A 25,136-nucleotide genomic window follows, 5' to 3' on the forward strand; every position below is an offset into this window, starting at 1 on the left:
TGGCCGTGGTGGCGTGATTCAAAGTGCACCCATGCGCTTTTCCAAAGGGCAGGATGGAAGCACAGCTGTTGTTGCCGCCAGCTAGTCTTCTAAAGTAACGCTCTGTAATGATGAACGTTCGTCAATGAATCAGCCCCAATCTGTGAAATAAAATTAACCAGTGGTTATGGTTAACTTTGGTTATGGCACGCCCCATCAGGGGGTAAGTTCACTGCACCTATTTTCCCCGTTCCGACTGGACCCACCTGGCTTTGGCCCCATGGCGGGGGCCTGTCAGCTGTAGTGGAGGGGGCGGTGGGAAAAGTCTTGGGCACATGGTTGCCAGAAAATGCCGATTTTTGGCACCGCGAAGGGCACCAGGTCGCCAGGCGCAACCTGGTGGTTTCCGTCCTGTGCCTGTTTCTGGCGTTCGCTGTTTGGATGATATGGAGCGTCCTGGTCGTCTACCTGCCTGAAGTTGGTTTCCACTTCACCATGCAGCAGTTGTTCTGGCTGGTGGCGGCGCCCAGCCTCTCAGGTGCCACGCTGCGCATTGTCTATTCCTTCATGGTGCCCATTGTGGGGGGGCGGCGCTGGACGGCGTTTTCAACGGCGCTTCTGCTGGTGCCGGCCCTAGGTACGGGTTGGGCTGTCACCAATCCCCATACCCCTTATGGCCTGTTCCTGGCCCTGGCTGTCCTGTGCGGCCTGGGGGGGGCCAATTTTTCCTCCAGCATGGCTAATGTCAGCTTGTTCTACCCGCGCGCTGAAAAAGGCTCCGCCTTGGGGTTGAACGCTGGCATTGGCAACCTGGGCGTTTCAGCTGTGCAGTTCATTGTGCCCATCGTCATCAGCTTCGCGTTGTTCGGGGTATTGGGGGGCGCGCCTGAAGCCATGGACACAGCCCGTGGTGTCCAGCCAGTGTGGCTGCAGAACGCTGGCTTCATCTGGGTTGCGCCCCTGCTGGCCTGCACAGTGCTGGCGTGGTTTTGCATGAACGACATCGCAAGCATCAGGGCGTCCTTCACCCAGCAGCTTGTGGTGTTCAAGCGTTTGCACACATGGGTGCTGTGCTTGCTTTATTTGGGGGTTTTTGGGTCCTTCATTGGTTTTTCAGCTGTTTTCCCATTGCTGACGCACACGCAGTTCCCCACGGTGAACGCTGTGAAGTACGCTTTTCTTGGGCCTTTGCTGGGGTCGCTTTGGCGGGTGGCTGGGGGGTGGCTTGCTGACCGCCTCAAAGGCTCCCGGGTGCTTATAGGCAGCTTTGCCGCCATGGCCGTGGCGATTGGGGGCGTGCTGCATTTCATGCCCCATGCTGGGCACGGGGGCAGCTTTGCGGGGTTTTTCGCCATGTTCATGCTGCTGTTCACTGCTTCAGGCATTGGCAATGGCGCTTGCTCGCAAATGATGCCGGTGGTTTTCCTGCGCGCCTGCCTCAACAAAGCCCCCAATGGGGAGGAAGGGCGCAAAGCCGCCCTCATCGAAGGCACCAGGGAAGGCGCCACCGTTCTGGGCTTCACAGGGGCCATTGGGGCTTATGGCGGTTTCCTGCTGCCCCAGGGGTTCAGTTTCTCGCTGGCCCACGCCCACAGCGCAGCCCCTGCCTTCGCTGGCCTTATCGCGCTTTATGGCGCTTGCATGGTCATCACTTGGTTTTTCTACCAGCGCAGCGCCACCACCACCCCTTGCTGAGCTGGCTGGGCATTGGACAAAGGCACCCCCATGACTGATTTTATTGACCAGCTGCGGTTCCTCACCCCAGCGCGCCAGACCTTCTCCCGCGGGTGGGGCAGCACGGACACGCAGCCGCGCGGCTGGGAGGACGCCTACCGCAGCCGCTGGCAGCATGACCGTGTGGTGCGCTCCACCCACGGGGTGAACTGCACAGGGTCGTGTTCCTGGAAGATCTACGTCAAAAACGGCATCGTCACGTGGGAAACCCAGCAGACGGACTACCCCCGCAACCGCCCTGGCCTGCCAGACCATGAGCCGCGCGGCTGCCCCCGCGGTGCCTCCTATTCCTGGTACATGTACGGCCCCAACCGCATTAAGCATCCCCTAGCGCGCGCCTCACTAGTGCGTGCGTGGCGCCAGCACCGCAAGGCACTGCCGCCCGTGGCGGCTTGGCAGGCCATGATGGCGGACAGGGAACTGGTGCGGTCTTACCAGCGTGAACGGGGCCTTGGTGGCCTGGTACGCATCAGCTGGGAGGAGGCCAACGACATCATCGCTGCAGCCAACATCCACACAGCCCGCACCCATGGCCCCGACCGCATCGTGGGGTTCTCCCCCATCCCCGCCATGTCCATGGTCAGCTACGCCGCTGGCACGCGCTACCTTTCCCTGATTGGGGGGGCTGCACTGAGCTTCTATGACTGGTACTGCGACCTTCCCCCAGCCAGCCCCCAGGTGTGGGGGGAACAGACGGACGTCTCCGAATCAGCTGATTGGTACGCTTCAGGCTATCTCATTCTCTGGGGATCCAACGTACCCCAGACACGCACCCCAGACGCCCACTTCATGGCGGAAGCACGCTACCGCGGCACCAAAGTCGTTGCCGTGACCCCTGACTATGCTGAGGTGACGAAGTTCGGCGATGAATGGCTCCACCCCCGTCAAGGCACGGATGCGGCGCTGGCACTGGCCATGGGCCACGTCATCCTCAATGAGTTCCACATCCAGAGGCAGGACCCTTACTTCACCGACTATTGCCGCCGCTTCACAGACATGCCCCAGCTTGTACTGCTGGAGGCCAAGGATGGCGCCTGGGTGCCTGGGCGCTTCCTGCGCGCAGCCGACCTGCCAGGCGCTGGTGGGGAGGGCAATAACCCCCAGTGGAAAACGCTTGTAGTGGATGAGGCCACAGGGGACCTGGCCATTCCCCAAGGGTCCGCCGGGTTCCGCTGGGGGCAGGAGGAGAATGGTCAGCCTGGCCCCGACCAAGGCAAATGGAGCCTGCGACCTGAAACATCAGGCGGCCAGGAACTGCACCCGCTGCTGAGTTTGGAAAACACCCGTGACGACCTACTTGAGGTGCTGTTCCCCTGCTTTGAAAGCGGCGAAGGTGGCGCTGACGAGAACCAGGGCGGTGGTAGACAGGGCCCATCCCCCCAGCAAAAAGGCAGCGGGCAGGGCATTCGCCGCATTCTGCGGCGCTTTGTGCCGGTCAAACGCGTGCAAACCACCACGGGTGAAGCTTACGTGGCCACCGTTTTTGACCTGAACGCCGCCCAATACGGCATCGACAGAGGCTATGGGGATGGGGCTGCGTCCTATGATGACGCCACCACCCCTAACACCCCTGCCTGGCAGGAGGCCATAACCGGCGTGCCACGCGCGCAGGTCATCCGCATAGCGCGGGAGTTCGCAGCTAACGCTGCGGCCACAAAGGGCCGTTCCATGGTCATCATGGGTGCCGGCTTGAACCACTGGTACCACATGGACATGAGCTACAGGGCGATCATCGCCATGCTCCTCCTGTGTGGCTGCGTGGGCCAGCCTGGTGGGGGGTGGGCCCATTACGTAGGGCAGGAAAAGCTGCGCCCGCAGGCTGGGTGGCAGCCTTTGGCGTTTGCTACGGACTGGAACCGCCCCGCCCGGCAAATGAACGCCACCTCCTTTTTCTACGCCCACACTGACCAATGGCGCTATGAGACAGTGTCGCCATCTGACCTCCTCTCCCCCCTTGCGGACCGCAGCCGCTTCACAGGCAGCATGATCGACTTCAATGTGCGCGCTGAACGCATGGGCTGGCTGCCCTCCGTGCCCCAGCTCAACGCCAACCCTTTGCACGTGGCAGCCCAGGCGCGGCAAACGGGCATGGAGGTTAGTGATTACGTGGTCTCGCGCCTTCAATCAGGGGAACTGCGCTTCGCTAGTGAGGACCCAGACAGCCCAGAGAGCTTCCCCCGCAATATGTTCGTGTGGCGTTCCAACCTCCTGGGTGCTTCAGGCAAGGGGCATGAGTATTTCCTCAAGCACCTGCTAGGCACCCGCAACGGCCTGATGAGAGGGGACATCGGCACCACCGGCGCCCCCAAGCCAGAGGAAGTGGTGTGGCGCCCCCAAGCGCCAGAGGGCAAGCTTGACCTGCTTGTCACGCTGGATTTCCGCATGTCCAGCACATGCCTTTACTCAGACATCGTCCTGCCGACAGCCACGTTCTATGAAAAGAACGACCTCAACACCACGGACATGCACCCTTTCATCCATCCCTTCACCGTAGCTGTGGAGCCAGCTTGGGAAGCACGCAGCGACTGGGACATTTTCAAAGGCCTGGCCAAACGCTTCTCCGAGCTGTGCCCAGGCTGGCTTGGGCAGGAGGAGGACGTTGTCGGCACCCCCATCCTGCATGACACAGCGGGGGAGCTTGCCCAGCCTGACGGTCCCCTGGACTGGAGGAAGGGGGAGTGCGCTCCCTTGCCAGGGCGCACCATGCCCAACTTCACAGTGGTGGCACGCGACTACCCCCGCACTTATGAGCGGTTCACCTCCCTTGGCCCCCTCCTGGCGGAGCGTGGCAATGGCACCAAAGGCATTTCCTGGCCCACATGGCCTGAGATCGAGCGCCTGAAGGCGTTCAATGGCACCACTGACAGTGCCACCGGATCGGCGCGCGCACGCATTGAAACCGACCTGGACGCTGCCGAGGTCATTTTGAGCCTGGCCCCTGAAACCAATGGGGCTGTGGCTGTGCGCGCCTGGCAGGCCCTGTCGCGCAAAACGGGCGGGGACCTGGCGCGCCTGGCCCAGGGCCGCGCTGATGAACGCATGACCCATGGCGACCTGCAGACCCAGCCACGCCGCGTCATCACAAGCCCCACTTGGAGCGGCATTGAATCAGCGCGCACCACCTATTGCGCCAGCTACACCAATGTTCATGAAGGGGTGCCCTGGCGTACCTTGACAGGGCGCCAGCAGTTCTACCAGGACCATGAATGGATGCGCGCCTTTGGCGTTGGATTCTGCACATGGCGCCCGCCCTTGAACCTGGGCAGCCATGGCCAGGGGCGCCCCGTTGCCCCCAACGGCCACCCTGAGCTGGTGCTGAACTTCATCACCCCCCACCAGAAATGGGGCATCCACTCAAGCTATGGCGACAACCTGCTGATGCTGACGCTGAGCCGTGGCGGTCCCACCGTGTGGTTGTCTGAAAAGGACGCTACCCGCCTCGGCGTGGCTGACAACGACTGGATTGAGGCCTTCAACAGCAACGGCGCCCTGGCTGCGCGCGCCGTCGTCAGCCAGCGCGTGCCTGAAGGCATGAGCATGATGTACCACGCCCAGGAAAAAACCCTGAACGTGCCGGGCGCGGAAGCCAACAAACGCCGCGGCCTGCACAACTCCGTCACGCGCGTTGTGCCCAACCCCGTCCACATGATCGGCGGTTACGCGCAGCTGAGCTACGGCTTCAACTACTACGGCACCGTTGGCAGCAACCGTGACGAATTCGTGACCGTGCGCAAAATGGCGCAGGTGGATTGGCTTGAAGGCCCCCAGGAAAGGCAGGAGACAAAAGCATGAAAGTGCGCGCGCAAATCGGCATGGTGCTGAATCTAGATAAATGCCTGGGCTGCCACACCTGCGCGGTGAGCTGCAAAAACGTCTGGACGTCACGTGCTGGACTTGAATACGCCTGGTTCAACAATGTCGAGACCAGGCCAGGCACTGGCTACCCCACCAACTGGGAAGACCAGGGGCGCTGGAAAGGTGGCTGGCGGCGCGACAAGGCAGGGCGCCTACGCTTGGCCATGGGCAACCGCGCCCGGCTGCTCTCCAAGCTGTTCGCCAACCCTAACCTACCGGGGCTGGACGACTACTATGATCCCTTCACCTTCGATTATGGCCACCTCCAGCAAGCCCCGCTTTCCAAAGCGCCGCCTGTGGGGCGCCCGCATTCCCTGGTGACGGGCGGGGCGATGGCCGTCAAGTCCGGCCCCAACTGGGAGGATATGCTGGGCGGCCCTTTCAGCCAGCGTTCAAACGACCACAATTTCGAAGGCGTGCAGAAAAAGATCTATGGCCAGTTTGAAGAGACCTTCATGGCCTACCTGCCGCGCCTGTGTGAACATTGCCTCAACCCAGCCTGCGTGGCGGCCTGCCCGGCAGGTGCTGGCTACAAGCGAGTGGAGGACGGCATCGTCCTAATAGACCAGGACAAGTGCCGGGGCTGGCGCCTGTGCGTTTCAGCCTGCCCGTACAAAAAAGTCTACTTCAACTGGAAAAGCGGCAAATCAGAGAAATGCCTTTTCTGCTACCCGCGCCTTGAAGGTGGCGTGCCAACGCTGTGCGCTGAAACCTGCGTGGGGCGCATTCGCTACCTTGGCGTGATGCTGTACGATGCCGACCGCATTGGCGAAGCCGCCGTGGTCGCGGACCCCAAGCGCCTCCACCAGGCGCAACTGGACATGTTCCTCAACCCCCATGACCCTGCGGTGCAGGCTGCAGCCCTGCAGGCTGGCATCCCAGCTGAATGGGTGGAGGCAGCCTGCCGTTCCCCCATTTATAAAATGGCCGTTGATTGGCAGATCGCCTTCCCCCTTCATCCAGAGTACCGCACCTTGCCCATGGTCTGGTACGTGCCCCCCCTCTCCCCCATCAGCAAAGCAGCAGAGGCAGGCGACCTACCCATGGCTGGTGTCCTGCCTGACCTAGACGCCCTGCGCATACCCATGCGCTACCTGGCCAACCTCCTGACAGCTGGCGATGTAGCGCCCGTGCGGGCGGCGCTTGGCAAAATGCTGGCCATGCGCCATTTCATGCGCGCCCGCACCCAAAACCCCCAAGAGCTGGGAAGCGCTGGACCAGAGGCCCACCCTGATGATGCGGCGTCAAAGCGGGCCATCCACGTTCTGGCGGAAGCTGGGCTGACGGCCTCCACAGCGCTTGCCATGTATGATTGCCTAGCCATTGCGCGCTACGAGGACAGGTTTGTGGTGCCCACAACCCACCGTGAATACGCTGGCAGGGCCTTCCACATGAAGGGGGCCTCTGGCTTCGCCTTCAATTGCGGCCCTGGCGGCCTTGAAAGTGGCGGTGGTTCAGGCCTTTTCGGCAAACCACGTCAAAGCGGCCCTAACACACCCAGGGGAGGGCGCGCCCTATGACCACCATCCACTTGGACCAGCGGGCTTTGAAGGCTCTCGCCCTTCTCCTGCATTACCCAGATGAGGTCTTGCTGGCCAATCTTAGCGGTCTGGAGGTTATCCTGGCAGCGGTAGGCCCTTTCCAAACGGACATCAGCCCGTTCTTGGCTTGGCTGGGCCACGCTGATTTGCTGACGCTGGAAGCAGCCCATGTCAGCGTTTTCGAATGCAGGCGCAGCACTTCGCTGCATTTGTTTGAACATGTGCACGGCCAATCACGGGAACGTGGGCAGGCCATGGTGGATCTGTTGGCGATGTACAATGCTGCCGGTCTTGGCATGGTTAATGGGGAACTGCCCGATTACCTGCCGGCTTTCCTGGAGTACCTGTCGCGCTGCCCAGTGGCTGAGGCCCAACCTCTGCTAGCTGAGGTAGCGCACCTAGTGCGCGACATCGCCCAGAACCTGGTCCAATGTGGCAGCCCATGGTGGCGGCCGTGCTCACTGTTGCTGGAAATGGCAGGCGCAGCCCCTGTGGCAGCCCCAACCGCCCCACCAGAAAACCCTTTGGGGCAGGCTGACCGCGCCCGCCTGGACAGGGAATGGGAAGAAGATCCAGTGACCTTCAACAAAGCGCCTTGCAACCCCAAGGGCCAGCAGCCCCACCACCCCCATGTCCGCCATCATGGCAGACCTGCCAACGCTCCCCATGGGGAAAACGGGAAAGCCAACAGGGAAAACGCAACGCTATGCTGAACTGGATCTGTTTTGGGGTTTACCCCTATGTGGCCCTCACTGTGTTCCTCCTGGGCAGTTTCCTGCGCCACCACCACGCCCCTTACAGCTGGAAGGCCGATTCGTCACAGCTCCTCAGGCCGCGCAGCCTGCGGTTGGGCAGCAATTTGTTCCATGTGGGGGTGCTTGGTCTGTTCGCTGGCCATGGTGTGGGGTTGCTGACACCCCATTGGCTTTACCAATCCTTGGGGCTTTCCGCCCATTGCAAGCAATTGCTGGCCATGGGGCTGGGCGGTGTGATGGGTACAATGGCCTTAGTTGGCTTGGCGCTGCTCATTCACCGCCGCCTTATGGATCCGCGCATCAGGTGTACGTCACGTTGGATGGATTTCATCATCCTGGGATGGCTGTTCATGACGCTGTGCCTGGGCCTGACCACTATCCCCTTCTCATGGCACCACGCTGACGGACATTTGATGATGCAGCTCGCCGACTGGGCGCAAGCCATCGTGACACTGCACCCTGCCGCAGGTTTCATGGTTGGCGTGCCCTTGATTTACCGTCTGCACATGATGTGCGGCATGACGCTGTTCGTCCTGTTCCCCTTCAGCCGCCTTGTCCACGTCTGGAGTGGCTTTGCCAGCGTTGCCTACTTGGCGCGCCCACCCCAAATTACCCGTTCCTGGCCACGTACTAAGCAGTGAAGGCGCCATTCCCCGAAGCCCCTTGAGGGGCGGCTAAAAAGAGGACAAAGCGCATTTTTGGCAGTTTGAAAGGGGGAATTTGTAACGTGGTGATGAAATTGTGCCTTCTTGCAGCCATAGCCAGAAGGTGGCTGGCTGTGTGGGCGGGCAGCGCCCGTGGCGCCAGCCTGGCCGGGTTGGGGCCAGTTTCTGGAACTGGAGGTTGTCCATGACCACACCGCACCACACCACCAATCCCCTGGAAGCGCCTTTCCATGAACTGGTGCGCAAGCGGCGCGCCCTGCGCGCTTTCAAGCCTGACCCTGTGCCTGATGATGTTCTGCGTTCTGTGCTTGAAGACGCCCAGCACACCCCTTCACAATGCAACACGCAACCTTGGCAGATGCACATCGTTTCCGGTAAAGCCCGTGATGAGCTGAGCGCCGCCATCCAAGCTGAGGAGAAGATTGGGCACCGCACGCCTGACTTCACCTTCGCGCGCACGGATTACCCAGCCCTTTACGAGGCGCGCGCCCAGCACCAGGGGGCGGAGTACTACAAAGCCCTTGGCATCCCGCGTGAGGACAAGGCCGCGCGGCGTGACGTCATGTGGCGCAACTACACCTTTTTTGGCGCCCCCCACGTGGCGCTACTGTTCATGCCACAGGTGGGCGATGACGTCCGCATAGCAGGTGACCTTGGCATGTACGGCCAAACCTTCCTGCTTTCGCTGGCAGCCCATGGCCTGGGTGGGTGCCCACAGACTTATCTGGGGTTCTACGCTGGCACCATCCGCAAGGTTCTGGGCATTGATGAAAACAGCAAAATGCTTTTCGGGGTGTCCTTCGGCTATCCAGACATGACAGCCCCTGCCAACAGCGTTTACAAGATTGGCCGTGCACCGCTTAAAGACAGCGTCACTTTCCACTCTTGATGAACTACGGGGGTCAGCGCCCCTAGCCTTGCCCCCGCTAGCCCAGCAGGAACATGCACAGAACGGCCACACATTTCTTGCAAGGATTGGACAGCGATTGGGCCAAGGCCATCAAAACCGTTGGGCCCTGCACCCATCGCCCCCCCGCAGGGCGTGAACCGCATGAGGCCCTGGCGCGCGCAGTCGCTTACCAGCAGCTGACCCCCAAAGCAGGCGATGCCATTCTCAAACGCCTTGTGGCGTGTGCTGGTGGAACCTTCCCCACCCCTGCCAAGCTTCTGACCATGCCTGTTGAAAGCTTGCGCGCCTGTGGCTTTTCAGCGCGCAAAGCGGCCACGCTGCAGGCCATCGCCCAAGGGGCGTTGGATGGGTTGGTACCTTCCAGCGCCGCAGCTCGCACCATGGCTGATGAGGAACTGGTGGCATGCTTGACCACCCTCAAAGGCATTGGACGCTGGAGCGCTGAGATAGTGCTGATATTCGGCCTGGGCCGGATGGATATCCTGCCTGTGGATGATTACGGGGTGCGGGAAGGCTACCGCCTGCTCAAAAACCTGCCGCAGGCACCAACGCCCGCCGCCCTGCGCGCAGTGGGGCAAAATTGGGCGCCCCACCGCACAGTGGCTTCATGGTACCTTTGGCATTTGCCGCGCCCTGCCAAAAAACGCGCTTGAGGGGGTGCCACAAGCGCGCAGGTACCTTGTCACTGAGTTACTGAAGGGGAGCGTTAGCCAAGGGCGCTAAGGGCCCCCACCCACGCTTCAACGCTTTGGCCACTTTCAAGGGAAGGCTGCACCAACCCATTGACCATGAAAGTCGGGGTCATCCACACGCCATTCTGGCGCCCATAGCGGGTCTGCTGGCGGAAAAGGGTAGTGACGGCCTCAAGCCCATAAGGCTCCGCCAAGTCCAGCCCGGTAAGAGCGGACACTTTCCGCACCACCTGGCGCGGCGTCATGTCCATGGCGGGGCCTTCAGCATGGAGGGCCTGTGTGCAGGTGAAGTCGTCCCGGTGGGCTGTAATGGCCTCCAGAACAGCCAGACCCTGGGCAGGGCCACCAACCAAGGCGGCACCCAGGATGCACCGAATCAAAGGGCCAGACCACAAGTGCCAGGGCTGGTCGTAAAGGAACAGGCGCAATGTCAGCCGCCTTTCCCCCATGGCTTGAAGCAACGGCATGAGCTTGGGCACGGTGCGCGCGCAGAACGGGCATGTGGGGTCCAGGAATACATCCAACGCCATGGGGCCTGCGCCCCAGCTCAGCACTTGCTGGAAAGATGGTTTTGCTGCCGCCATATCCATTATCCCTTTATTGACCCCACCAGACTGGCCCGTGTCAGGTTAGTGTCAAGGCCCTGCGCCCTTCCCTGGCCAAAGGCTGTTCACAAAGAGTGATCAACGGCCCCTGGCAGGGCGCCTGCTACCACCGGAACGGCCCGCAGGGCGCGCGCCGGAGGGGCGGCCACCAGCACGACCCCTGCCACCGCCGCCACGCCGGCCACCACCAAGCACAGGGGGCGGCAAGGTGGAGGTGCGCGCCGCTTCCGAATGGTGGGGGTGGTCAAGCTCAACCGGGACAGGCTTGCCGATGCGCTTTTCAATCTCGCGCAGCCAAGCGCGCTGCTCCGCATCACAGAGGGAGACAGCTACCCCCTCACGCCCAGCGCGGGCTGTGCGACCAATGCGGTGGACGTAGGATTCAGGCACATTGGGCAGGTCGTAATTGAAAACATGGCTGACGCCATCAACATCAATGCCGCGGGCTGCGATGTCAGTTGCCACCAGGACCTTCACCGTTCCATCACGGAAGCCGTTCATGGCGCGTTCACGCGCGCCCTGGGATTTGTTGCCGTGGATAGCGGCAGCCGGGATGCCGTGCTTTTCCAGGAATTCAGCGATCTTGTTGGCCTCGTGCTTCATCAGGGTGAAGACAACAGCACGTTCAACGCCCCCTTCGGCCTCATCCTTAATCAAGCGCAGGAGGGCATCCTTTTTTTCAGGCGCGTCAACAAACAGGACCTTCTGGTCAATGCGGTCAACGGTGCTGGCCTCTGGTGTGACCTGAACGGTGGCTGGGTCCTTCAGCAGGGAATGGGCCAGCTCCCTGATGGTGTCAGGCATGGTGGCTGAAAAAAGCAAAGTGCGGCGGTTTTCAGGCAGGCGGGCAACGATTTTGCGGATGTCATGGATGAAGCCCATGTCGAGCATACGGTCCGCTTCATCCAGCACGACAATCTCCGGCGTGGAAAGATCGATGAAGCCTTGGCCTGCCAGGTCAAGCAAGCGCCCAGGCGCTGCTACCAGAACGTCAACGCCACGCTTCATGGCCTCCACTTGGCGGCCTTGACCAACACCGCCAAACACCACCGCATGGCTGAACTTCATGTGGCGACCATAGGCAGCGAAGCTTGCGTCAATCTGGGCAGCAAGCTCACGCGTGGGGGCCAGCACCAGCACCCGCGCCCCGCGTGGCTTGGGCTGGCCTGGATGGGTGGCCAGGTAATCGAGGATAGGCAGCGCGAACGCAGCCGTTTTGCCTGTGCCCGTCTGCGCCAGGCCCAAAAGGTCGCGTCCTTCCAGCAGGGGGGGAATGGCGCCAGCCTGAATGGGGGTGGGCTTTTCGTAGCCCTCTTCATGAAGGGCTTGGAGGAGGGGCGCAGACAGGCCAAGTTCAGCAAATGTTGTCATTGTATCAGGTCTCTTCCCAACTGTGGCGCACCCTCTGAAAAAGGCGCGCAACCGCCAAGGCAACAGGGAATGGTTGACCCAGGCGGTGGCCAATATGTGGAAGGTCATCCCTGACAGGGCTTTTCCCGCAGCTGGCCTGTCCCCTCAATAAAAGGGGACTTGGATGGTGCGATTATAAGCGCCCCACGCCCCCTCCGCAAGCCCTACAGCCACAACCCAGCACAAAGCCTTGTCCTGGCAGCGCCTGGGCAGGCTTTCAGCCAGCCCCTGGGAAAGCTTCCTCCAGCACCACCTCATCATAAGGCAGCAATGCCAACCGCGGCCCAGGTGCTGCCATCTGGTGGCCCAGCGCCACCAACATCACCACCTGGTGGTTGGGCGGCAGCTTCACGAACTGCCCCACAGCGGCGAAGTCAATGCCCGTCATGGGCAGTGACTGCAGGCCATAAGCCTGGGCAGCCAGCATCAAGGCCATCGCGCCCAGCGCTCCTGAGCGGATGCCTTCATCATGGGGCATATTGGGCTGAGCGAAGTAGGCTGGCATCATGTCCTGGATGTAGCTTTCCGCACGCGCTGCGGGCATCCCCTTGAAATAGCGCTCCGGGTTTTGCCGCCAGGCGTCATCTGCAGCGCAGACCACTACAACAACTGAGCTTTCGCTAACAGGCGGCTGGTTGAAGGAAAGGGCGCGCAAAGCCTCTTTGCGCTTTTGGTCACGCACCAGCACGAAACGGTAATTCTGAATGTTGTAGGCCGTTGGTGCCAAGCGCGTGGCTTCCATGACAGCTTTCAGAACATCATCAGGGACAGGGTCGTTGGGGGTGAAGTCATGCACCGCGCGGCGGCGGGTGATGGCTTCCAGAACCTGGGGCAGAACAGGGGTTGGGGTTGTCATGAGGGCTCTCCTGCCGTTGGCGCCCCCGAAAGGCCATGTTTGGCGTTGGATTGGTCCAGCTCGTACAAGGTGCGCGCGAAAATGACCTCAAGCTTCTGGCGTGTTGGTGTGGGGGTGGCACCTTCTGGCAGGGGCGCCAGCTGGCGGCGCAGCCACTGCACTTCCTCATCTGTCAGGCGCATGCGCCCCCCATTGTCAACACGGGAGGCAAACCCCCAGAACACCCTTTGCACGCCGCCATTGCCCATGATGGCAGCGCGCAACGCAGCGCGTTCCCCAGGGTTCAGGGTTATGATGGTGTCAGGCAAAGCGGGGCGCTGGGTGGGGGCTGGCGCAGGCGCCCTGTTGGCCACAAAGCCGCCCATGGGCGCTGGGCGCAGCCCAGGCTTGGGCGCGGGTGGGGTGAAATCGTCCATGGCAGTACTTCCAGTTTCCCATTCTTGACAGTGGGGCAGCGCTTTGATGTGAAAAGTTCACTTCGTAAAACTTCACACTGATAGTGATGGCGTGTTTTCCCATGGTTTGGCTACCAGGGGCAACGCTTACAAAGGCAACCCCCAGTGCCGCCCCACAACCACGGTGAGGCTGTAAAGGGTAAAAGTCAGCGCGCACCCCACCGCCAAGGCCAGCCAAAAGGACCAACCATGCCCCAGCAACCATGGCAGGAGCAGGAACATGGGCAGGCTTGGCAACACATACCAGAATGTCGCTGTGCTGTGGGCGCTCATTAGGGCGCGGTCTGGCTTTTCGCACCACAGCCAAACCATCGTCATGATGGAAAGCAGCGGCAGTGACACCACCAGCGCCCCCAAGCCAGGCCAGCGTTGCGCCACAGTAGCTGCACCAGCAATCAGCAGGCCTGAAAAGGCGGCCTTGATGGTGAAAAGCCCTGCGGGGGAGGCCAGCGCCGCCATGAAGGAAGAAGCCACTTCACACTGTTCCCTACTGCTTTGCCCAAACCATGATGGGGGCTTGGACTGGCGGGCGCCATGTCCGCCTGCCCAGGCTTGTGCCACAATCCTATGACCTCATCCATCACAGCAGGAGGAGCCATAGGACGCAAGGCCAAAGAGGAAGCAGCGGCGCGCAAAGCCCTCACCCTGGCGCGGCGCAAAGCGCGCAGCCACCATTCATCCCTCCTGGCGGTTGTGGAGGGGGTGGCCGAACAGCATTTCCTTGAGGCCCTCCGCCCAACCCTGCGCGCGAAACGGTGCAATTTGAGCCTGGTTCAAGCAGGCGGCGCTGAGAGGATGCGCCATGCCCTAGCTAAATCGAAGCCTGAGACCTATGACCATGTCCTGCTGATGATGGACGCTGACCAGCCTGCCGTGGTGCGCGCTTTGCGCCAGGTGGCTGATGACCACCATCACCACATGGTGGTTTCCCAACCCTGTTTTGAACGCACTTTATGGGACATCCTGGCTGTTGGAGGCCCCTCTGGCGTTGTGGGGCCTTTTCCTGCCTTAACCGGCACAGCGCGCTCCCCCAAACAAATTTTCAAGGAACACTTTAGCTGCCATGCCCATGAGCTGGACTGGAACTATCTCCTGCGCTCCGGGCGCCAGCCTGGACCATTTGCCAGCAGCGATGACATCATGGGCCGCCTAGCACGCCACCCAGCCTTGGCGCCCTTGTGGGAAAAGCTGCGTTGAACGCCCCACCACCAAACGCTTCCTTCAAACATTGGAAGCTGGCCAGGCCTGGCTCAAGAACCCACCTTGCCTGAACGGTGCCACTTGGGTGGCCCGGCCTGTGCGGTCGTCCACCTCCACATAAAGGCCACATACAGTCGCAGGGCCAGGGGCAGGCTGGTGGCGCGTGCGCTTGACCTTGTTGGTGAAACGTTCAAGGGCAATGGTCTTGTCCATGCCAATGATACTGTCATAAGCGCCGCACATGCCGGCGTCCGTCTGATAGGCTGTGCCCCCAGGCAGAATGCGCCAATCGGCTGTGGGCACATGGGTGTGGGTGCCCACCACCAGGGAAACGTGGCCATCCAACAAGGTGGCCAGGCCCATTTTCTCTGACGTGGCCTCCGCATGGATGTCGACCACGATCGCTTGAACTGTGGTGCCTAGGCGGTGTTTACTCAGCAATTCCGCCACAGCGCGGAAAGGATCATCAAGCGGATCCATGAAGATCCGCCCCATAAGGTTGAGGACAAGCGCTTTGCAGCCTGGTTTGACTTCAACCACCACTGCACCGTGGCCAGGCGTTCCTGGCGGATAGTTCAAAGGCCTGATGAGGTGCGGGAAAGCGCCGATGGCGCTGACCATCTCGCTTTGATCCCATGCGTGGTTGCCCAGCGTCACGACATCAACGCCGCTTTGAAACAGTTCCGTTGCGATGGCGCGCGTCAGCCCAAAGCCATGGGCGGCGTTCTCCCCATTGGCCACGACCAGGTCTAGCTGGAGTTCTTGGCGCCAGCGCTTCATGTTTTGGCAAACAGCGTCACGGCCACTGCGCCCCACAATGTCACCCAAAAAAAGTATTTTCATGCCACAAGCCTAACAAAAGGGCAGGCGCACCATGACGGCCACCTGACAAGGGGATGCAACTGGGGCTGCGTGCCCATCAAAAAGCAGCGGCCGTGGCGTGAAGGGCCATTTCTGTGGCGATGAAGGGCAAGGACACATCATGAGGGCCCATCGGCACGTGGGGGACTTTTTGGCTTTCCAAGGCGAACCCCAGCGCCTGTACAGGCTGCCCTGGCGGAAAAAGCCCTGCCAAGGTGCGGTCATAATAACCACCACCATAACCCAACCGCCCACCATGTTCATCCCAGGCCACCAAAGGCACGAGCAGGACATCAGGACGCTGAACAATCCCTTTGGGGTGGCACGTGCCATAACGGCCTTGCACCATGGCGCTTCCTGGCTGCCAACGCCTGAAACGCAATGCCGTGCCAGCTGGTGTGGTTTCAGCTAAGGCCACGTTGAAGAGCCTTCCGTAACCAGCCAGGCGCCTGCAAAGGGGCCGCAAATCCACCTCACCAGGAAGGGGCCACACAGCCCCCACCACCAAGGCACGCCCCTTGTCGTGTCTATGTTGGCGGCCATGCATCCATAGATGCTGGGCCAGGCGGTCGCAGAGAGCGTTGTTCTGGCTTGGCAGGGGCACAGTGCGGGCTTTGCCACACAAAGCGCGCAAACGCCTCTTCTCCCCTTCCACAGCGTGCGGGGGCACCTTCCCACCCAGGAGGTGGGGCTGTGCCCGCATAATGGCTATGGGAGGTGGTGATGACATCATTCAATCAGAAAAGCGGGGCCGCCCTGGCCGTTGGCGTGTGAACCTCCCAGACCTGACTAGTCAGGTGGGTGCCGGATAACATGACCAAAGTCACGACAGAGCCAGCTCCCTGGGATGTGCTTACGGCCCGGGGGTTTCGTAGCCTGACGCACCGGGCAGCCCCGCCTTGGTCCTTACATGGCACCATTCAGGCCCCCTCTGCAAGTCCTTTGGTTTCAGGACTGGGGCTGGGGGCCAGCAGTGGGTTTTGCGTTCGAAGCCGTGGCACCTGCCGTGGGGGCAGCTTCTTGCGCAGCTTTGGGGGCTGCGGTTTGTGGCTTGGACAGCAATTTGGGCGCAGCTGAAGGTTCCGTGGACGGCGCCCCTGCAGGCGGTTCGTAAGGGCGCCCAGGCTGGCTTTCCCCTGGCGCAGGCTCCTGGCCAGGCAGGACCATGCTGGCAGCCAGCTCCGTTAGGGCGCGTTCCAAATGGTTCAAGCGCGCTACAGCCTGCGCCTCAAGGCGCTTGGCCTGGGTGCGTTCCTGCGCGAAACGGTTTTGGACGTCATCACCATGGCTGGCCAGGCGTTTTTCAAAAGCTGCGCGGGCATCGTCCTTTTCATCGGCCATCAACAGCGCAGTCAGGAAAAGGGCGTGGCTTTCGCTGGTGGGGGCAAGGTGCTGGCGCACCATGTCCAGCTTTTTCTCAACTTCGTCTGCCAGCTCGCGCACGCGTTTCTCATCACCATCGCTGCAAGCCACAGGAAAGGTTGATGTGCCAATGGTTATTCTGAGCTGGGCCACGGTCAGCCTTCGCTTCCGCTGGCGCTTTCAGGGGTTTTGGCATCAGGGGCGGTGTCAGCCAGCAAAGTGCGCAGCTGGCCTTCAACCTCACCCAGGCGCTGCCCAAGGGCCTGAAGAGCCCCTTCAAGGGCTGTGCGCTCAGTCTGCAGGAGGGCTTCGCGCTGCCGGAACGATTCAGCCAAGCCTTGCATGGCCTTTTCAGCGCGCGCCAATCCTTCGCCCAAGGCATTATTAGCTGCAGGGGCCGCGCTTGCGCCGTCAGTTGATGAAAGGGAAGGTGATGAAACGGAAGGGGCTGCTGCGGTCTGTGGGCTTTTGTCTGTCATGACATCCTCCTGATGGCCTTTTCCACGATCCCTATATAAAGGATGTTCCCTCAGCTGAGGGATAGATTGCAGTCAAAACGTTCGAAAAGAACACTTCAAATAGAACGTCCTGTAGCGTCACAACCCAGGCCATGGCTTGGAAGTCTGCAGCCTTGGCAGGGAAAGGCTATGATGGCAGCCACCATGCCAGAAAAACCGCTTAAAAACACCACTGCACCCCAACTTGCCTTCCCAGAATCCGCCCTGATGCTGGAAAACGCTGCCCAACTGGCGGCCTTGGCAGCTTTTTTGGAAAACTCACCTCCCGCAACCATCCTACTGGTTTCACCGCCAGGCGCTGGCCGGGCACTGGGGGTGCCTTGGTGGCAGGCCCTGCAGGAATTGGCTGGGGAACTGTTCAGCATGAATGGGGCGGCCCGGCGCCACAGGTTTTTCTGGGCACTTGATTGCGCTGATTCACCTGCTTTCGCCCTCCAGGCCCTGCAGCCAGAGCGCGGTCCTGCGAGTGATTATGCCATATGCCGCAACCTGCGTGCCAAATTGGCAGAGCCATGGGCTGACCGCATTCTGCCCTGCCCCCCGCCAACGCTTAGAGTGGAGCGCTACGTTACGTCCCGTGAATCCACCGTGAGGTAAGGCCCCCTCTGGACGCAAAAACATGTTCTGGCTAGGCCATGCGTGGTAAAGGGGCCCCCATGGCCCATCACAACAGCATGAACATGACCAAGCTTTACCCCATCATCACCGAAGCGCTGCTTGAACAGCCTGCGGCGCGGCAGAAGCTCCTTGACCAACTGCCAGCGCTTTTGAAGCGCGATGATGTGGCAGCCCTGCGTTTGCCTGTGGCCAAAGCGCCCTTCCCACCTTTTCTTAACGCCCTTATCACGCTTTGCCATGAAAGCGGCACTGCCTTGATGGCCATGCCACTGCCCCCTGAACGGGCGCGCTCCCTGCCACTGAACGCCAAGAGCGCTGGCCAGCAGCGCTTGGACGGACTTCACGCCAGCAGCCTGGGGGCGTGGCAGGCCTTGCCACGCTTCACCGGTCATGATGCCCCTCAAACCGGTTGTTGCTGCGCCAGCCTTGATGAGGCCATGCAAGCTGGTGAGGCCGGTGCTGATTATGTTTCGTTCCAAGCCACTGAAGTGGCGTTCTTCACGCTTTGGAACGCCATGGCTGAGCTGCCAGCTGTGGCTGAATGCGGCGGCACACCCGAAAGCTGGCCAGACATGGCGCGCCAAGCGGCCATGGCTGGGGCTGACTTCGTGGCTTTCCCCCTGCCTGTGACTGATGACGGCACACTCGATAGCGCAGCGATCGATGCCCTGGGCGCTGCAGTACTGGAGGGTTCAGCCCACCATCTGGCAGGGGAAGGTGCGTAGCACCCCTGAAGATCCTCAGTGGTCCAGGCGTGGTCCAGGCCGCTTAAGTGCTTGAGCCCCCCCGCAGCAGGGCCTGGACAGGGGTTTTCATATCAGCAGCCATTGCCGCGCATTTTCCAGCTAATGACGATGTTGTTAGTGATGTCAAACGTGGTGCTGCAGCTGTAGGTGGTGGCGTAACCGCCGCTCCACCCCCAACCAGGACCATCCCAATAGCCCCATGGACCACCACCCCAACCCCAGCCCCAGCCAGGACCATCAGACGTGTAGTCGGTGATGGTGGCGCTATAGGCAAGGAAGGTGTGCCCCCCCACTTGGTAGCTTGAATTGGGCACGCCAAAAGTTTCAATCAACTTCAGCTCGCTTTGCCCCACCATGCTGTTGAGCACCTGGGCATTTTGCAAGGCGGGCGCAGCACAGGCTGAAGCCAGCAACGCAAGCGCCAGGCCAACACCAGCGCGGCGGGACAGAAAGGGTTTTTCCATGGAAGTCATCCGATTGAAAATCAGGTGGGACCAAAGCCAGGCATGGGCCTGGGACTGAACTGATGGGTGGGAAGGCTGCGCACTTGGGCAGGTAGGGTGACGATTGCGGGCGTTTCAAGAGTTACCATCCCGGCACCTGTCTGGCCACCACCCCAGTCAGGGCAACCTTTGAGGAAGCGCCGCCTAAGCATTGCGCTTGCTCAGCGCTGTTTAAAACTGCACGTCCTGAATGCGCCCTGCCCCCGTGGCCAACATGACCAGCCGATCGAACCCCAGGGCGATGCCACAGGTTGGCGGCATGTGGGGAACAGCCTCAAGGAACGCTTCATCAAGCGCCCAATCCTGGTCAGGGTGAAGGTGCAGCCGCTGGGCGCGGTCGCGCTGGAAGCGTTGCCGTTGCTCAACCCCATCAGTAAGTTCATCAAACGCGTTAGCTAGTTCCAACCCCCCTGCGTAAAGCTCAAAACGCAGTGCCACGCGCCCATTATCAGCGCGGCGGCGCGCTAGGGCAGCTTGGGGGGCTGGCCAGTCAGTCAAGAACGTTGGGCGCGCAACGCCAAGATGTGGCTCCACATGTTCCATCATCAAACGAAAGAACAAGTCCTCCCAGCTCTCCTGCCACCCATCGGCATGGCCGCGCCGCTTTGTGCCAGCCGCTTGGGCCAAGGCTTCCACATCCCCTTCCCAATTGCCTGGCGCCGTCTCCCGCAAGGTCGCCAGCACGCTGCAGCCCACATGGCGCAGGAAGGCATCCTCCACCGTCAGTCTCTCAAAAGGCCCCGCCAGATCTATGCTGTGCCCGCCACGCTTAACACGGGGCGGCAGGAGGGCACGCAGAAGCCCTTCTGTCTCCGCCATCAACTCAGGCAACGTGAAATAGGGCCTGTACCATTCCAGCATGGTGAATTCAGGGCTGTGGGTGGCGCTTTCCTCACCGTTGCGCCACACGCGCGCTAATTGAAACAGGCCCTGAACAGGTCCCTCCCTGTCTATACCTGCCGTGCCGCACAGCGCTGCCAATAGGCGCTTCATGGCAAATTCTGGGCTGGTGTGGAGGAAGTGCCTCTCCACACCGCCTTCAGGCTTTTCAACCTGCACGGCCATGCAACGCAGGTGAACTTCTTCCCCTGGCACGGGCACCAGGGCTGGCGTCTGCACTTCAAGCAGGCCGCGGGCGGTGAAGAAGGCCCTCACTCCCGCTGCCATCATGGTGCGCCGTTTGAGGAAGGGCGCCTTCTCAGCCAAGGCGCGCAAGGCATGGGGCAAGGGAGGCGTGGAGGAGGGGTGATGTTGAACCATGCACCGCTCTTTATTACACCCACGCCATGAAAGCAGCCCCGCCCCCTTCACCCCAGCACACCCTCCGCAGCGCCAAGGCCCTGATTGAAGCTGGCTTGGCGCCCGCCACTGAGCGCACGGCACTGGAGCATGTGGAAGCGCGCTATGCCGTTGCCGTGCCACCCGTGCTGGCGGCCTTGATTGAGCCAGGGAACCCTGATGACCCCATCGCGCGCCAGGTCGTCCCCCAAGCGGAGGAGCTTTCAACAGCCCCCCATGAGGTAGAGGACCCCATTGGCGACCAAGCCCATGAGGTCATGGCAGGACTCATCAGGCGCTACCCTGACAGGGTTCTGTTCAAGCCAGTACTAGTTTGCCCCCTTTACTGCCGCTTCTGTTTCAGGCGCGCCCATGTTGGGCCAGGCCAAGCGCCTATGCTACCCCCCCACCAGGTGGAGGCGGCGCTGGACTGGGTAGCGGCGCACCCTGAAATCCGCGAAGTGATCCTCAGTGGTGGGGACCCTTTCATGCTTTCACCGCGCCGCCTTAGCGCCATCTTCAAGCGCCTTGACGCCATGGCGCATGTGGAGGTAGTGCGCATCCACACCCGAATGCTGACCGCCGCCCCAGAAAAACTGGACCAAGCCTTGCTTGAGGTGCTGGGTGCCAGCGCTAAGCCGCTTTGGGTGGTGGCACACATCAACCACGCTAAAGAACTGACCAGCCAAGCTGTGCAGGCCGTCAGGGCCCTCATGAGGGTGGGGGTGCCCGTGCTGGCGCAAAGCGTTCTGCTGCGCGGCGTCAATGACAGCGTTGAAGGGCTTGGCGGTTTGCTGCGCGCCCTGCTGCGCGCACGCATCAAGCCTTACTACCTGCACCATTTGGATGCGGCGCCAGGAACGGCCCATTTTCATGTCCCTGTTGAAGAAGGGCGCGCCCTACTGGAAGCGCTGCGCGGTACCATCAGTGGCACCGCCATGCCCACCTACACGCTGGACATCCCGGGTGGTTACGGCAAAGTGCCCTTGGACGCCGACCACCTCCAGGCCATCCCCCATGGCAACTTCCCAGGCATGGTCAAGGCGCCAGACGGATCGACAAGGAGCTTCCAGCGTTGATAAACTCCGCAGCCCATCCCACCTTCTTGCCCACGCCACCCAAGTCCTGGCTGGGGCGCCATCCCTTCAACCGTGCCGCTGTCCTCGCCATGGTTGGACTTTTGTTAGCGGCCTGTGGTGGGGATTACTACGCCACGCCCATTTTCGCTGATGGCCACTGGTACATGGCTGGTGATGCCAATTGCGTGCACTGGACGGCCAGCCCAAACCACATCACCTGCACCAATGCCCAGGGTAAGGTGGATGGCATCCGCCTGCCCATGAGCAAAGCCGCGCTCGACCAGATGATGTGGGAGGATTACCTGGTTGAAGGCGGCCCATACTAAGCCTCCATAGCGGGGCCGCGTGGCTGTGGCGGCCTTGCCCGTTGGGCCGTGGTCAGGCTAGAAGTCCCCTTCAGACATGAAGATGTGGCTCATCAAGCCCGATGAGCGGTCCTTTCGCCCTGGTGCAGTAGGCACATGGCCCTTGCTGGCCTGTGCAGACATTGTGGCAGGGCGTGACAAGGGAGCCCTCAGAAGCGGCGCCCACCGCCCCATTCAGCACCAAACCCGCAAGGACTGAAATTCCATGAAGCAGCAAGCCAACCTCATCCGCGCAGGCCAGGTCATTGAGCACAATGGCCGCCGCTGGACCGTGCTTAAGCAGCAGATTCTGACCCCAGGCAAAGGGGGTGCCTTCATCCAGGTTGAAATGCGCGACCTCAGCACAGGCAACAAAACCAACGAGCGCTGGCGCACCGCCGACACCGTTGAGCGCCTGGTGACGGAAGACAAAGACTACACCTATTCCTACACCGATGGCGACAACATCGTCCTGATGGACCCTGAGACCTTCGAGCAGACCATGCTACCAGCCGATATGCTGGGCGAACAGCTGCCTTTCCTGCAGGACAACATGGAATTGTCCGTGAAGCTGGTTGATGGCGACCCGGTGGCCGTGACCCTGCCACCCCACGTCACGCTGGAGATCGTTGAGGCCGACCCAGTGGTGAAAGGCCAGACGGCCAGCTCCTCCTACAAGCCCGCCAAGCTTGAAAACGGCGTCAAGACCATGGTGCCCCCCTTCATTGAAGCCGGCGAACGCGTTGTGGTGCGCACTGACGACGCCTCCTATGTTGAGCGCGCCAAATAAAGCCTGACCATTCAGGGGGCATGGGGTATGGTACTGCAAAGCCCTGTGACCCCAGGCCCCATCATACCAGCCAAACTTTCCCCTGCCCCAACACGCTCTACTTAGGATCATCACGTCATGCGCCTCTCCCCCCACATGGCCGTCATGCAGGCCGCAGCGCGCAAGGCCGCCAAAGGCCTCCTGCGTGATTTCGCTGAAGTGGAACAACTTCAGGTCAGCATCAAGGGTCCTGGGGATTTTGTTTCCCAGGCTGACCGCAACGCGGAAAAAATCATTCATGGCGAACTGGCCAGGGCGCGCCAGGGCTATGCCTTCCTCATGGAGGAAAGCGGCCGTGACGGTGGCGAGAACTGGGACTGGCGCTGGATTGTCGATCCGCTGGACGGTACCACCAACTTCCTGCACGGCATTCCCCACTGGGCTATTTCCATTGCCCTGCAGCGCCGCGACAAAGTGAACAACACTACTGAGATCGTCTCTGGGTTGATTTACAACCCCGTCAATGACGAGATGTTCTGGTGCGAAAAGGGGCAGGGCGCGTTCCTCAACAATGAACGCCGCATCCGCGTCTCCAACCGCCGCAAGCTTTCTGAAGCGTTGTTTGGCACGGGCATTCCCTTTGCCAAAACCCCCGAAGCGACCATGCAGGTTTTTGGGCGCACGCTGGGCGCGCTGATGCCCAAAGTGGCTGGCATCCGCCGTTTTGGCGCAGCAGCTCTCGACTTGGCTTGGGTAGCAGCAGGCCGCTTTGACGGTTTCTGGGAACTGGGGTTGAAGCCTTGGGACTGCGCCGCTGGCCTGCTGATGGTGCGTGAAGCAGGCGGTTACGCCACTGATGAAAGCGGCGATGACTTGGGCGCCCTTGACGGCGACGTCAACGTGATCGCCGGCAACCCGCACTTCCAGCCAGCTCTGCGTGACTTGGTGGCGCAGTCACTGGTGCCTGCCGCCCAAAAATAACTGGCCCCACCCACCAGCTAAAGCGGGATGACAGTTCATGACCAGCAAGCACACCAATGCCATCCTGCTTTCACCGTTCACAGCAGCAACGCTGGCTGTTGCGGTGCTGGTGGGGGGTAGGGGGCCTGCTTGGGCACAAGTGACCATGAACCTCTCTGCCCTGCCCCACACTGCCCCTAGCAACGAAAAACCCGCCACCCCCCCACATGGCTGGCACCCTATCAACCATGTGGCTGAGCGCCGCGCCAGCGAGCGGCGCAATAACAGGGCACCAGACGCCCAAACCATGCTGAGCCGCGCGCCGCACACATCAAGCCATCAACGTGGTCATGGCTACACAACCGTGACGGGCATTCCACCACGTCCCCCCATGCCCAAAGTGCTGGCGCCGCCTTTCGTGGTGGTGCCAACCCATCCCCCCGTCATGCCAGACGCCATCCCAGCTGTGCCCACAGCTGGCAGTGCAGTCACATTCCTGCCTGCCCGACCAGCCCCGCCAGAGCGCAAAAGCGTCAAGGACCCCCTTCCCACCCCTGCTGAACTGGCTGAGCGAGAGGAAAACCCCCCATCAAGCGCTCCAGGGCTGCGGGTGACCTTCGCGCCCAGCAGCGCTTTGCTGAACCAGGAAAGCATCACCGCCATCAAGCTTCTAGGCCAGGCCGTGGCAGCCCAGCCTGGGCGACGCATCGTCCTGCGCGGCTACGCCACACTGCCTGGCACGGAAGCCTCCATGCCGCGCCGCATCGCCTTGGGGCGTGATTTGACGGTGCGTTCAATCCTCATCCAGTCTGGGGTGCAGACCACACGCATCTATCCCATGGCCCTTGGCAGGCCCATGGCACAGGACAAGGCACCTGCTGACCGCGTTGACATTGTTTTGACCCAAAACCCCGGCGCGCAAGTCAAGGTCATTCCGGGCTTCGATGACCCCGCTAGCCTCAAGCGCGCGCGTGAGCACGCAAGCGCTGTCCTGGCTGAAGCAGCCCTCAAAAACCCCAAATTGGTGAACCCCCAGCAAAGCAACCCAGCCCCTGCCCCTTCCAGCATAGCTGATGGTGCAACGCTCCAGGCCAGCGCGCCACCGCCTAAAGCTGACCAAAGCACCCCACCACCAGAGGGCCAACAAACATCTGCATCTGCAGCAGCCAAACCAGCGCCAGCTCCCACTAAACCAAATGCTGCTGTGCCCACTACGCCAGCGCCATCCATCCCCCCTAAGCCTCCGCTAAAGCAAGCTGAGAGTGAATCGGTCTTCACACTAGAGGACGCCCCAGCCAAGCCTGCAGCCCCTCCAGCGCAAATGCCAAGAATTTCCCCATCCTCCACGGCGCCTGCCGCACCTCCTGAACAAGCGGCCCAGCCTGCCATGCTGCCTGGCTTTGAATCATCAGCTCAACACTAACGCCCCCAACAGGCCTGG

The 25,136-nt window shown here is 61.3% G+C and carries 26 protein-coding genes and 1 other RNA gene; 15 read left to right on the top strand and 12 right to left on the bottom strand.

Going from position 1 to position 25,136, the window contains the following annotated elements:
- Positions 1–306: 306 nt before the first annotated feature.
- The 7 genes from E3E12_RS01235 to E3E12_RS01265 all read left to right on the top strand — a co-directional run bounded on the left by E3E12_RS01235 (position 307) and on the right by E3E12_RS01265 (position 10,092).
- Positions 307–1,674: an MFS transporter gene (locus E3E12_RS01235; RefSeq protein ID WP_240810530.1), complete on the top strand. Its 1,368-nt coding sequence runs from the start codon at positions 307–309 to the stop codon at positions 1,672–1,674.
- A 30-nt stretch (positions 1,675–1,704) separates the two neighbouring features.
- Positions 1,705–5,505, top strand: a complete 3,801-nt coding sequence (locus tag E3E12_RS01240) for a nitrate reductase subunit alpha (protein WP_141442689.1) — start codon at positions 1,705–1,707, stop codon at positions 5,503–5,505.
- Positions 5,502–7,088 carry a nitrate reductase subunit beta gene (gene narH / locus E3E12_RS01245; protein ID WP_141442690.1) on the top strand — a complete coding sequence of 529 codons (1,587 nt, stop codon included), beginning with the start codon at positions 5,502–5,504 and terminating at the stop codon, positions 7,086–7,088. The genes E3E12_RS01240 and narH overlap by 4 nt, the downstream gene beginning before the upstream one ends.
- Positions 7,085–7,822, top strand: a complete 738-nt coding sequence (gene narJ / locus E3E12_RS01250) for a nitrate reductase molybdenum cofactor assembly chaperone (protein WP_141442691.1) — start codon at positions 7,085–7,087, stop codon at positions 7,820–7,822. Before narH ends, narJ begins: the two co-directional genes overlap by 4 nt.
- A complete protein-coding gene (narI, locus tag E3E12_RS01255) occupies positions 7,816–8,505 on the top strand; it encodes a respiratory nitrate reductase subunit gamma (RefSeq protein WP_141442692.1) in 690 nt (229 codons plus the stop codon). Before narJ ends, narI begins: the two co-directional genes overlap by 7 nt.
- Before the next feature lie 208 nt (positions 8,506–8,713).
- Entirely contained in the window at positions 8,714–9,418 is a 705-nt protein-coding gene (locus E3E12_RS01260) for a nitroreductase (protein ID WP_141442693.1), read from the top strand.
- 53 nt (positions 9,419–9,471) lie between these two features.
- Positions 9,472–10,092 (top strand): DNA-3-methyladenine glycosylase family protein, encoded by a 621-nt coding sequence (locus E3E12_RS01265; protein WP_141442694.1) that lies wholly within the window; start codon positions 9,472–9,474, stop codon positions 10,090–10,092.
- A gap of 53 nt (positions 10,093–10,145) precedes the next feature.
- On the opposite strand, the gene E3E12_RS01270 is transcribed toward E3E12_RS01265, so the two are convergent.
- The 5 genes from E3E12_RS01270 to E3E12_RS01290 all read right to left on the bottom strand — a co-directional run bounded on the left by E3E12_RS01270 (position 10,146) and on the right by E3E12_RS01290 (position 13,916).
- The gene (locus tag E3E12_RS01270; protein WP_168194341.1) at positions 10,146–10,715 is read right to left on the bottom strand and encodes a DsbA family protein; all 570 of its coding nucleotides are present in this window, start codon (positions 10,713–10,715) and stop codon (positions 10,146–10,148) included.
- A gap of 99 nt (positions 10,716–10,814) precedes the next feature.
- Positions 10,815–12,107: a DEAD/DEAH box helicase gene (locus tag E3E12_RS01275; protein WP_141442696.1), complete on the bottom strand. Its 1,293-nt coding sequence runs from the start codon at positions 12,105–12,107 to the stop codon at positions 10,815–10,817.
- A 256-nt stretch (positions 12,108–12,363) separates the two neighbouring features.
- Positions 12,364–13,002: a nitroreductase family protein gene (locus tag E3E12_RS01280; protein ID WP_141442697.1), complete on the bottom strand. Its 639-nt coding sequence runs from the start codon at positions 13,000–13,002 to the stop codon at positions 12,364–12,366.
- Positions 12,999–13,418 carry a hypothetical protein gene (locus E3E12_RS01285; protein WP_141442698.1) on the bottom strand — a complete coding sequence of 140 codons (420 nt, stop codon included), beginning with the start codon at positions 13,416–13,418 and terminating at the stop codon, positions 12,999–13,001. Before E3E12_RS01285 ends, E3E12_RS01280 begins: the two co-directional genes overlap by 4 nt.
- Positions 13,419–13,544: 126 nt before the next feature.
- Complete coding sequence (locus E3E12_RS01290) at positions 13,545–13,916, bottom strand: DUF3147 family protein (RefSeq protein ID WP_141443978.1); 372 nt, start codon at positions 13,914–13,916, stop codon at positions 13,545–13,547.
- Positions 13,917–14,024: 108 nt separating this feature from the next.
- Between E3E12_RS01290 and E3E12_RS01295 the strand changes: the two genes are divergently transcribed.
- Positions 14,025–14,654: an RloB domain-containing protein gene (locus E3E12_RS01295; protein WP_141442699.1), complete on the top strand. Its 630-nt coding sequence runs from the start codon at positions 14,025–14,027 to the stop codon at positions 14,652–14,654.
- A 24-nt stretch (positions 14,655–14,678) separates the two neighbouring features.
- On the opposite strand, the gene E3E12_RS01300 is transcribed toward E3E12_RS01295, so the two are convergent.
- The 5 genes from E3E12_RS01300 to E3E12_RS01320 form a co-directional block, all read right to left on the bottom strand.
- Positions 14,679–15,500, bottom strand: coding sequence for a TIGR00282 family metallophosphoesterase (locus tag E3E12_RS01300; protein ID WP_141442700.1), 822 nt, complete (start codon positions 15,498–15,500; stop codon positions 14,679–14,681).
- A 76-nt stretch (positions 15,501–15,576) separates the two neighbouring features.
- Entirely contained in the window at positions 15,577–16,188 is a 612-nt protein-coding gene (locus E3E12_RS01305) for a 5-formyltetrahydrofolate cyclo-ligase (protein ID WP_168194342.1), read from the bottom strand.
- A gap of 74 nt (positions 16,189–16,262) precedes the next feature.
- Positions 16,263–16,416, bottom strand: a non-coding RNA gene (gene ssrS / locus E3E12_RS01310) — 6S RNA.
- Positions 16,417–16,466: 50 nt separating this feature from the next.
- A complete protein-coding gene (locus tag E3E12_RS01315) occupies positions 16,467–17,033 on the bottom strand; it encodes a cell division protein ZapA (protein WP_141442702.1) in 567 nt (188 codons plus the stop codon).
- Between the two features lie 2 nt (positions 17,034–17,035).
- On the bottom strand, positions 17,036–17,359 hold the full coding sequence (locus E3E12_RS01320; protein WP_141442703.1) for a hypothetical protein: 324 nt from the start codon (positions 17,357–17,359) through the stop codon (positions 17,036–17,038).
- Between the two features lie 168 nt (positions 17,360–17,527).
- Between E3E12_RS01320 and E3E12_RS01325 the strand changes: the two genes are divergently transcribed.
- The gene (locus tag E3E12_RS01325) at positions 17,528–17,995 is read left to right on the top strand and encodes a hypothetical protein (RefSeq protein ID WP_141442704.1); all 468 of its coding nucleotides are present in this window, start codon (positions 17,528–17,530) and stop codon (positions 17,993–17,995) included.
- Between the two features lie 59 nt (positions 17,996–18,054).
- The gene (locus E3E12_RS01330) at positions 18,055–18,741 is read left to right on the top strand and encodes a beta/alpha barrel domain-containing protein (RefSeq protein WP_141442705.1); all 687 of its coding nucleotides are present in this window, start codon (positions 18,055–18,057) and stop codon (positions 18,739–18,741) included.
- A 92-nt stretch (positions 18,742–18,833) separates the two neighbouring features.
- Here the strand turns inward: E3E12_RS01330 and E3E12_RS01335 are convergent, their stop codons facing one another.
- Positions 18,834–19,226, bottom strand: a complete 393-nt coding sequence (locus E3E12_RS01335) for a hypothetical protein (RefSeq protein ID WP_141443979.1) — start codon at positions 19,224–19,226, stop codon at positions 18,834–18,836.
- Positions 19,227–19,436: 210 nt separating this feature from the next.
- Positions 19,437–20,525: an EF-P lysine aminoacylase EpmA gene (gene epmA / locus E3E12_RS01340; RefSeq protein ID WP_141442706.1), complete on the bottom strand. Its 1,089-nt coding sequence runs from the start codon at positions 20,523–20,525 to the stop codon at positions 19,437–19,439.
- A 26-nt stretch (positions 20,526–20,551) separates the two neighbouring features.
- On the opposite strand from epmA, the gene E3E12_RS01345 reads away from it, so the two are divergent.
- The 5 genes from E3E12_RS01345 (at position 20,552) to E3E12_RS01365 (ending at position 25,118) form a co-directional block, all read left to right on the top strand.
- Complete coding sequence (locus E3E12_RS01345) at positions 20,552–21,622, top strand: lysine-2,3-aminomutase-like protein (RefSeq protein ID WP_141442707.1); 1,071 nt, start codon at positions 20,552–20,554, stop codon at positions 21,620–21,622.
- On the top strand, positions 21,619–21,948 hold the full coding sequence (locus E3E12_RS01350; RefSeq protein WP_149498210.1) for a hypothetical protein: 330 nt from the start codon (positions 21,619–21,621) through the stop codon (positions 21,946–21,948). Before E3E12_RS01345 ends, E3E12_RS01350 begins: the two co-directional genes overlap by 4 nt.
- 244 nt (positions 21,949–22,192) lie before the next feature.
- A complete protein-coding gene (efp, locus tag E3E12_RS01355) occupies positions 22,193–22,756 on the top strand; it encodes an elongation factor P (protein ID WP_141442709.1) in 564 nt (187 codons plus the stop codon).
- A 117-nt stretch (positions 22,757–22,873) separates the two neighbouring features.
- Positions 22,874–23,716: an inositol monophosphatase family protein gene (locus E3E12_RS01360; RefSeq protein WP_141442710.1), complete on the top strand. Its 843-nt coding sequence runs from the start codon at positions 22,874–22,876 to the stop codon at positions 23,714–23,716.
- 37 nt (positions 23,717–23,753) lie between these two features.
- Positions 23,754–25,118, top strand: coding sequence for an OmpA family protein (locus E3E12_RS01365; RefSeq protein ID WP_141442711.1), 1,365 nt, complete (start codon positions 23,754–23,756; stop codon positions 25,116–25,118).
- Positions 25,119–25,136 lie beyond the last annotated feature (18 nt).

The organism is Formicincola oecophyllae (genome assembly GCF_006542395.2).
GTDB lineage: Bacteria > Pseudomonadota > Alphaproteobacteria > Acetobacterales > Acetobacteraceae > Formicincola > Formicincola oecophyllae.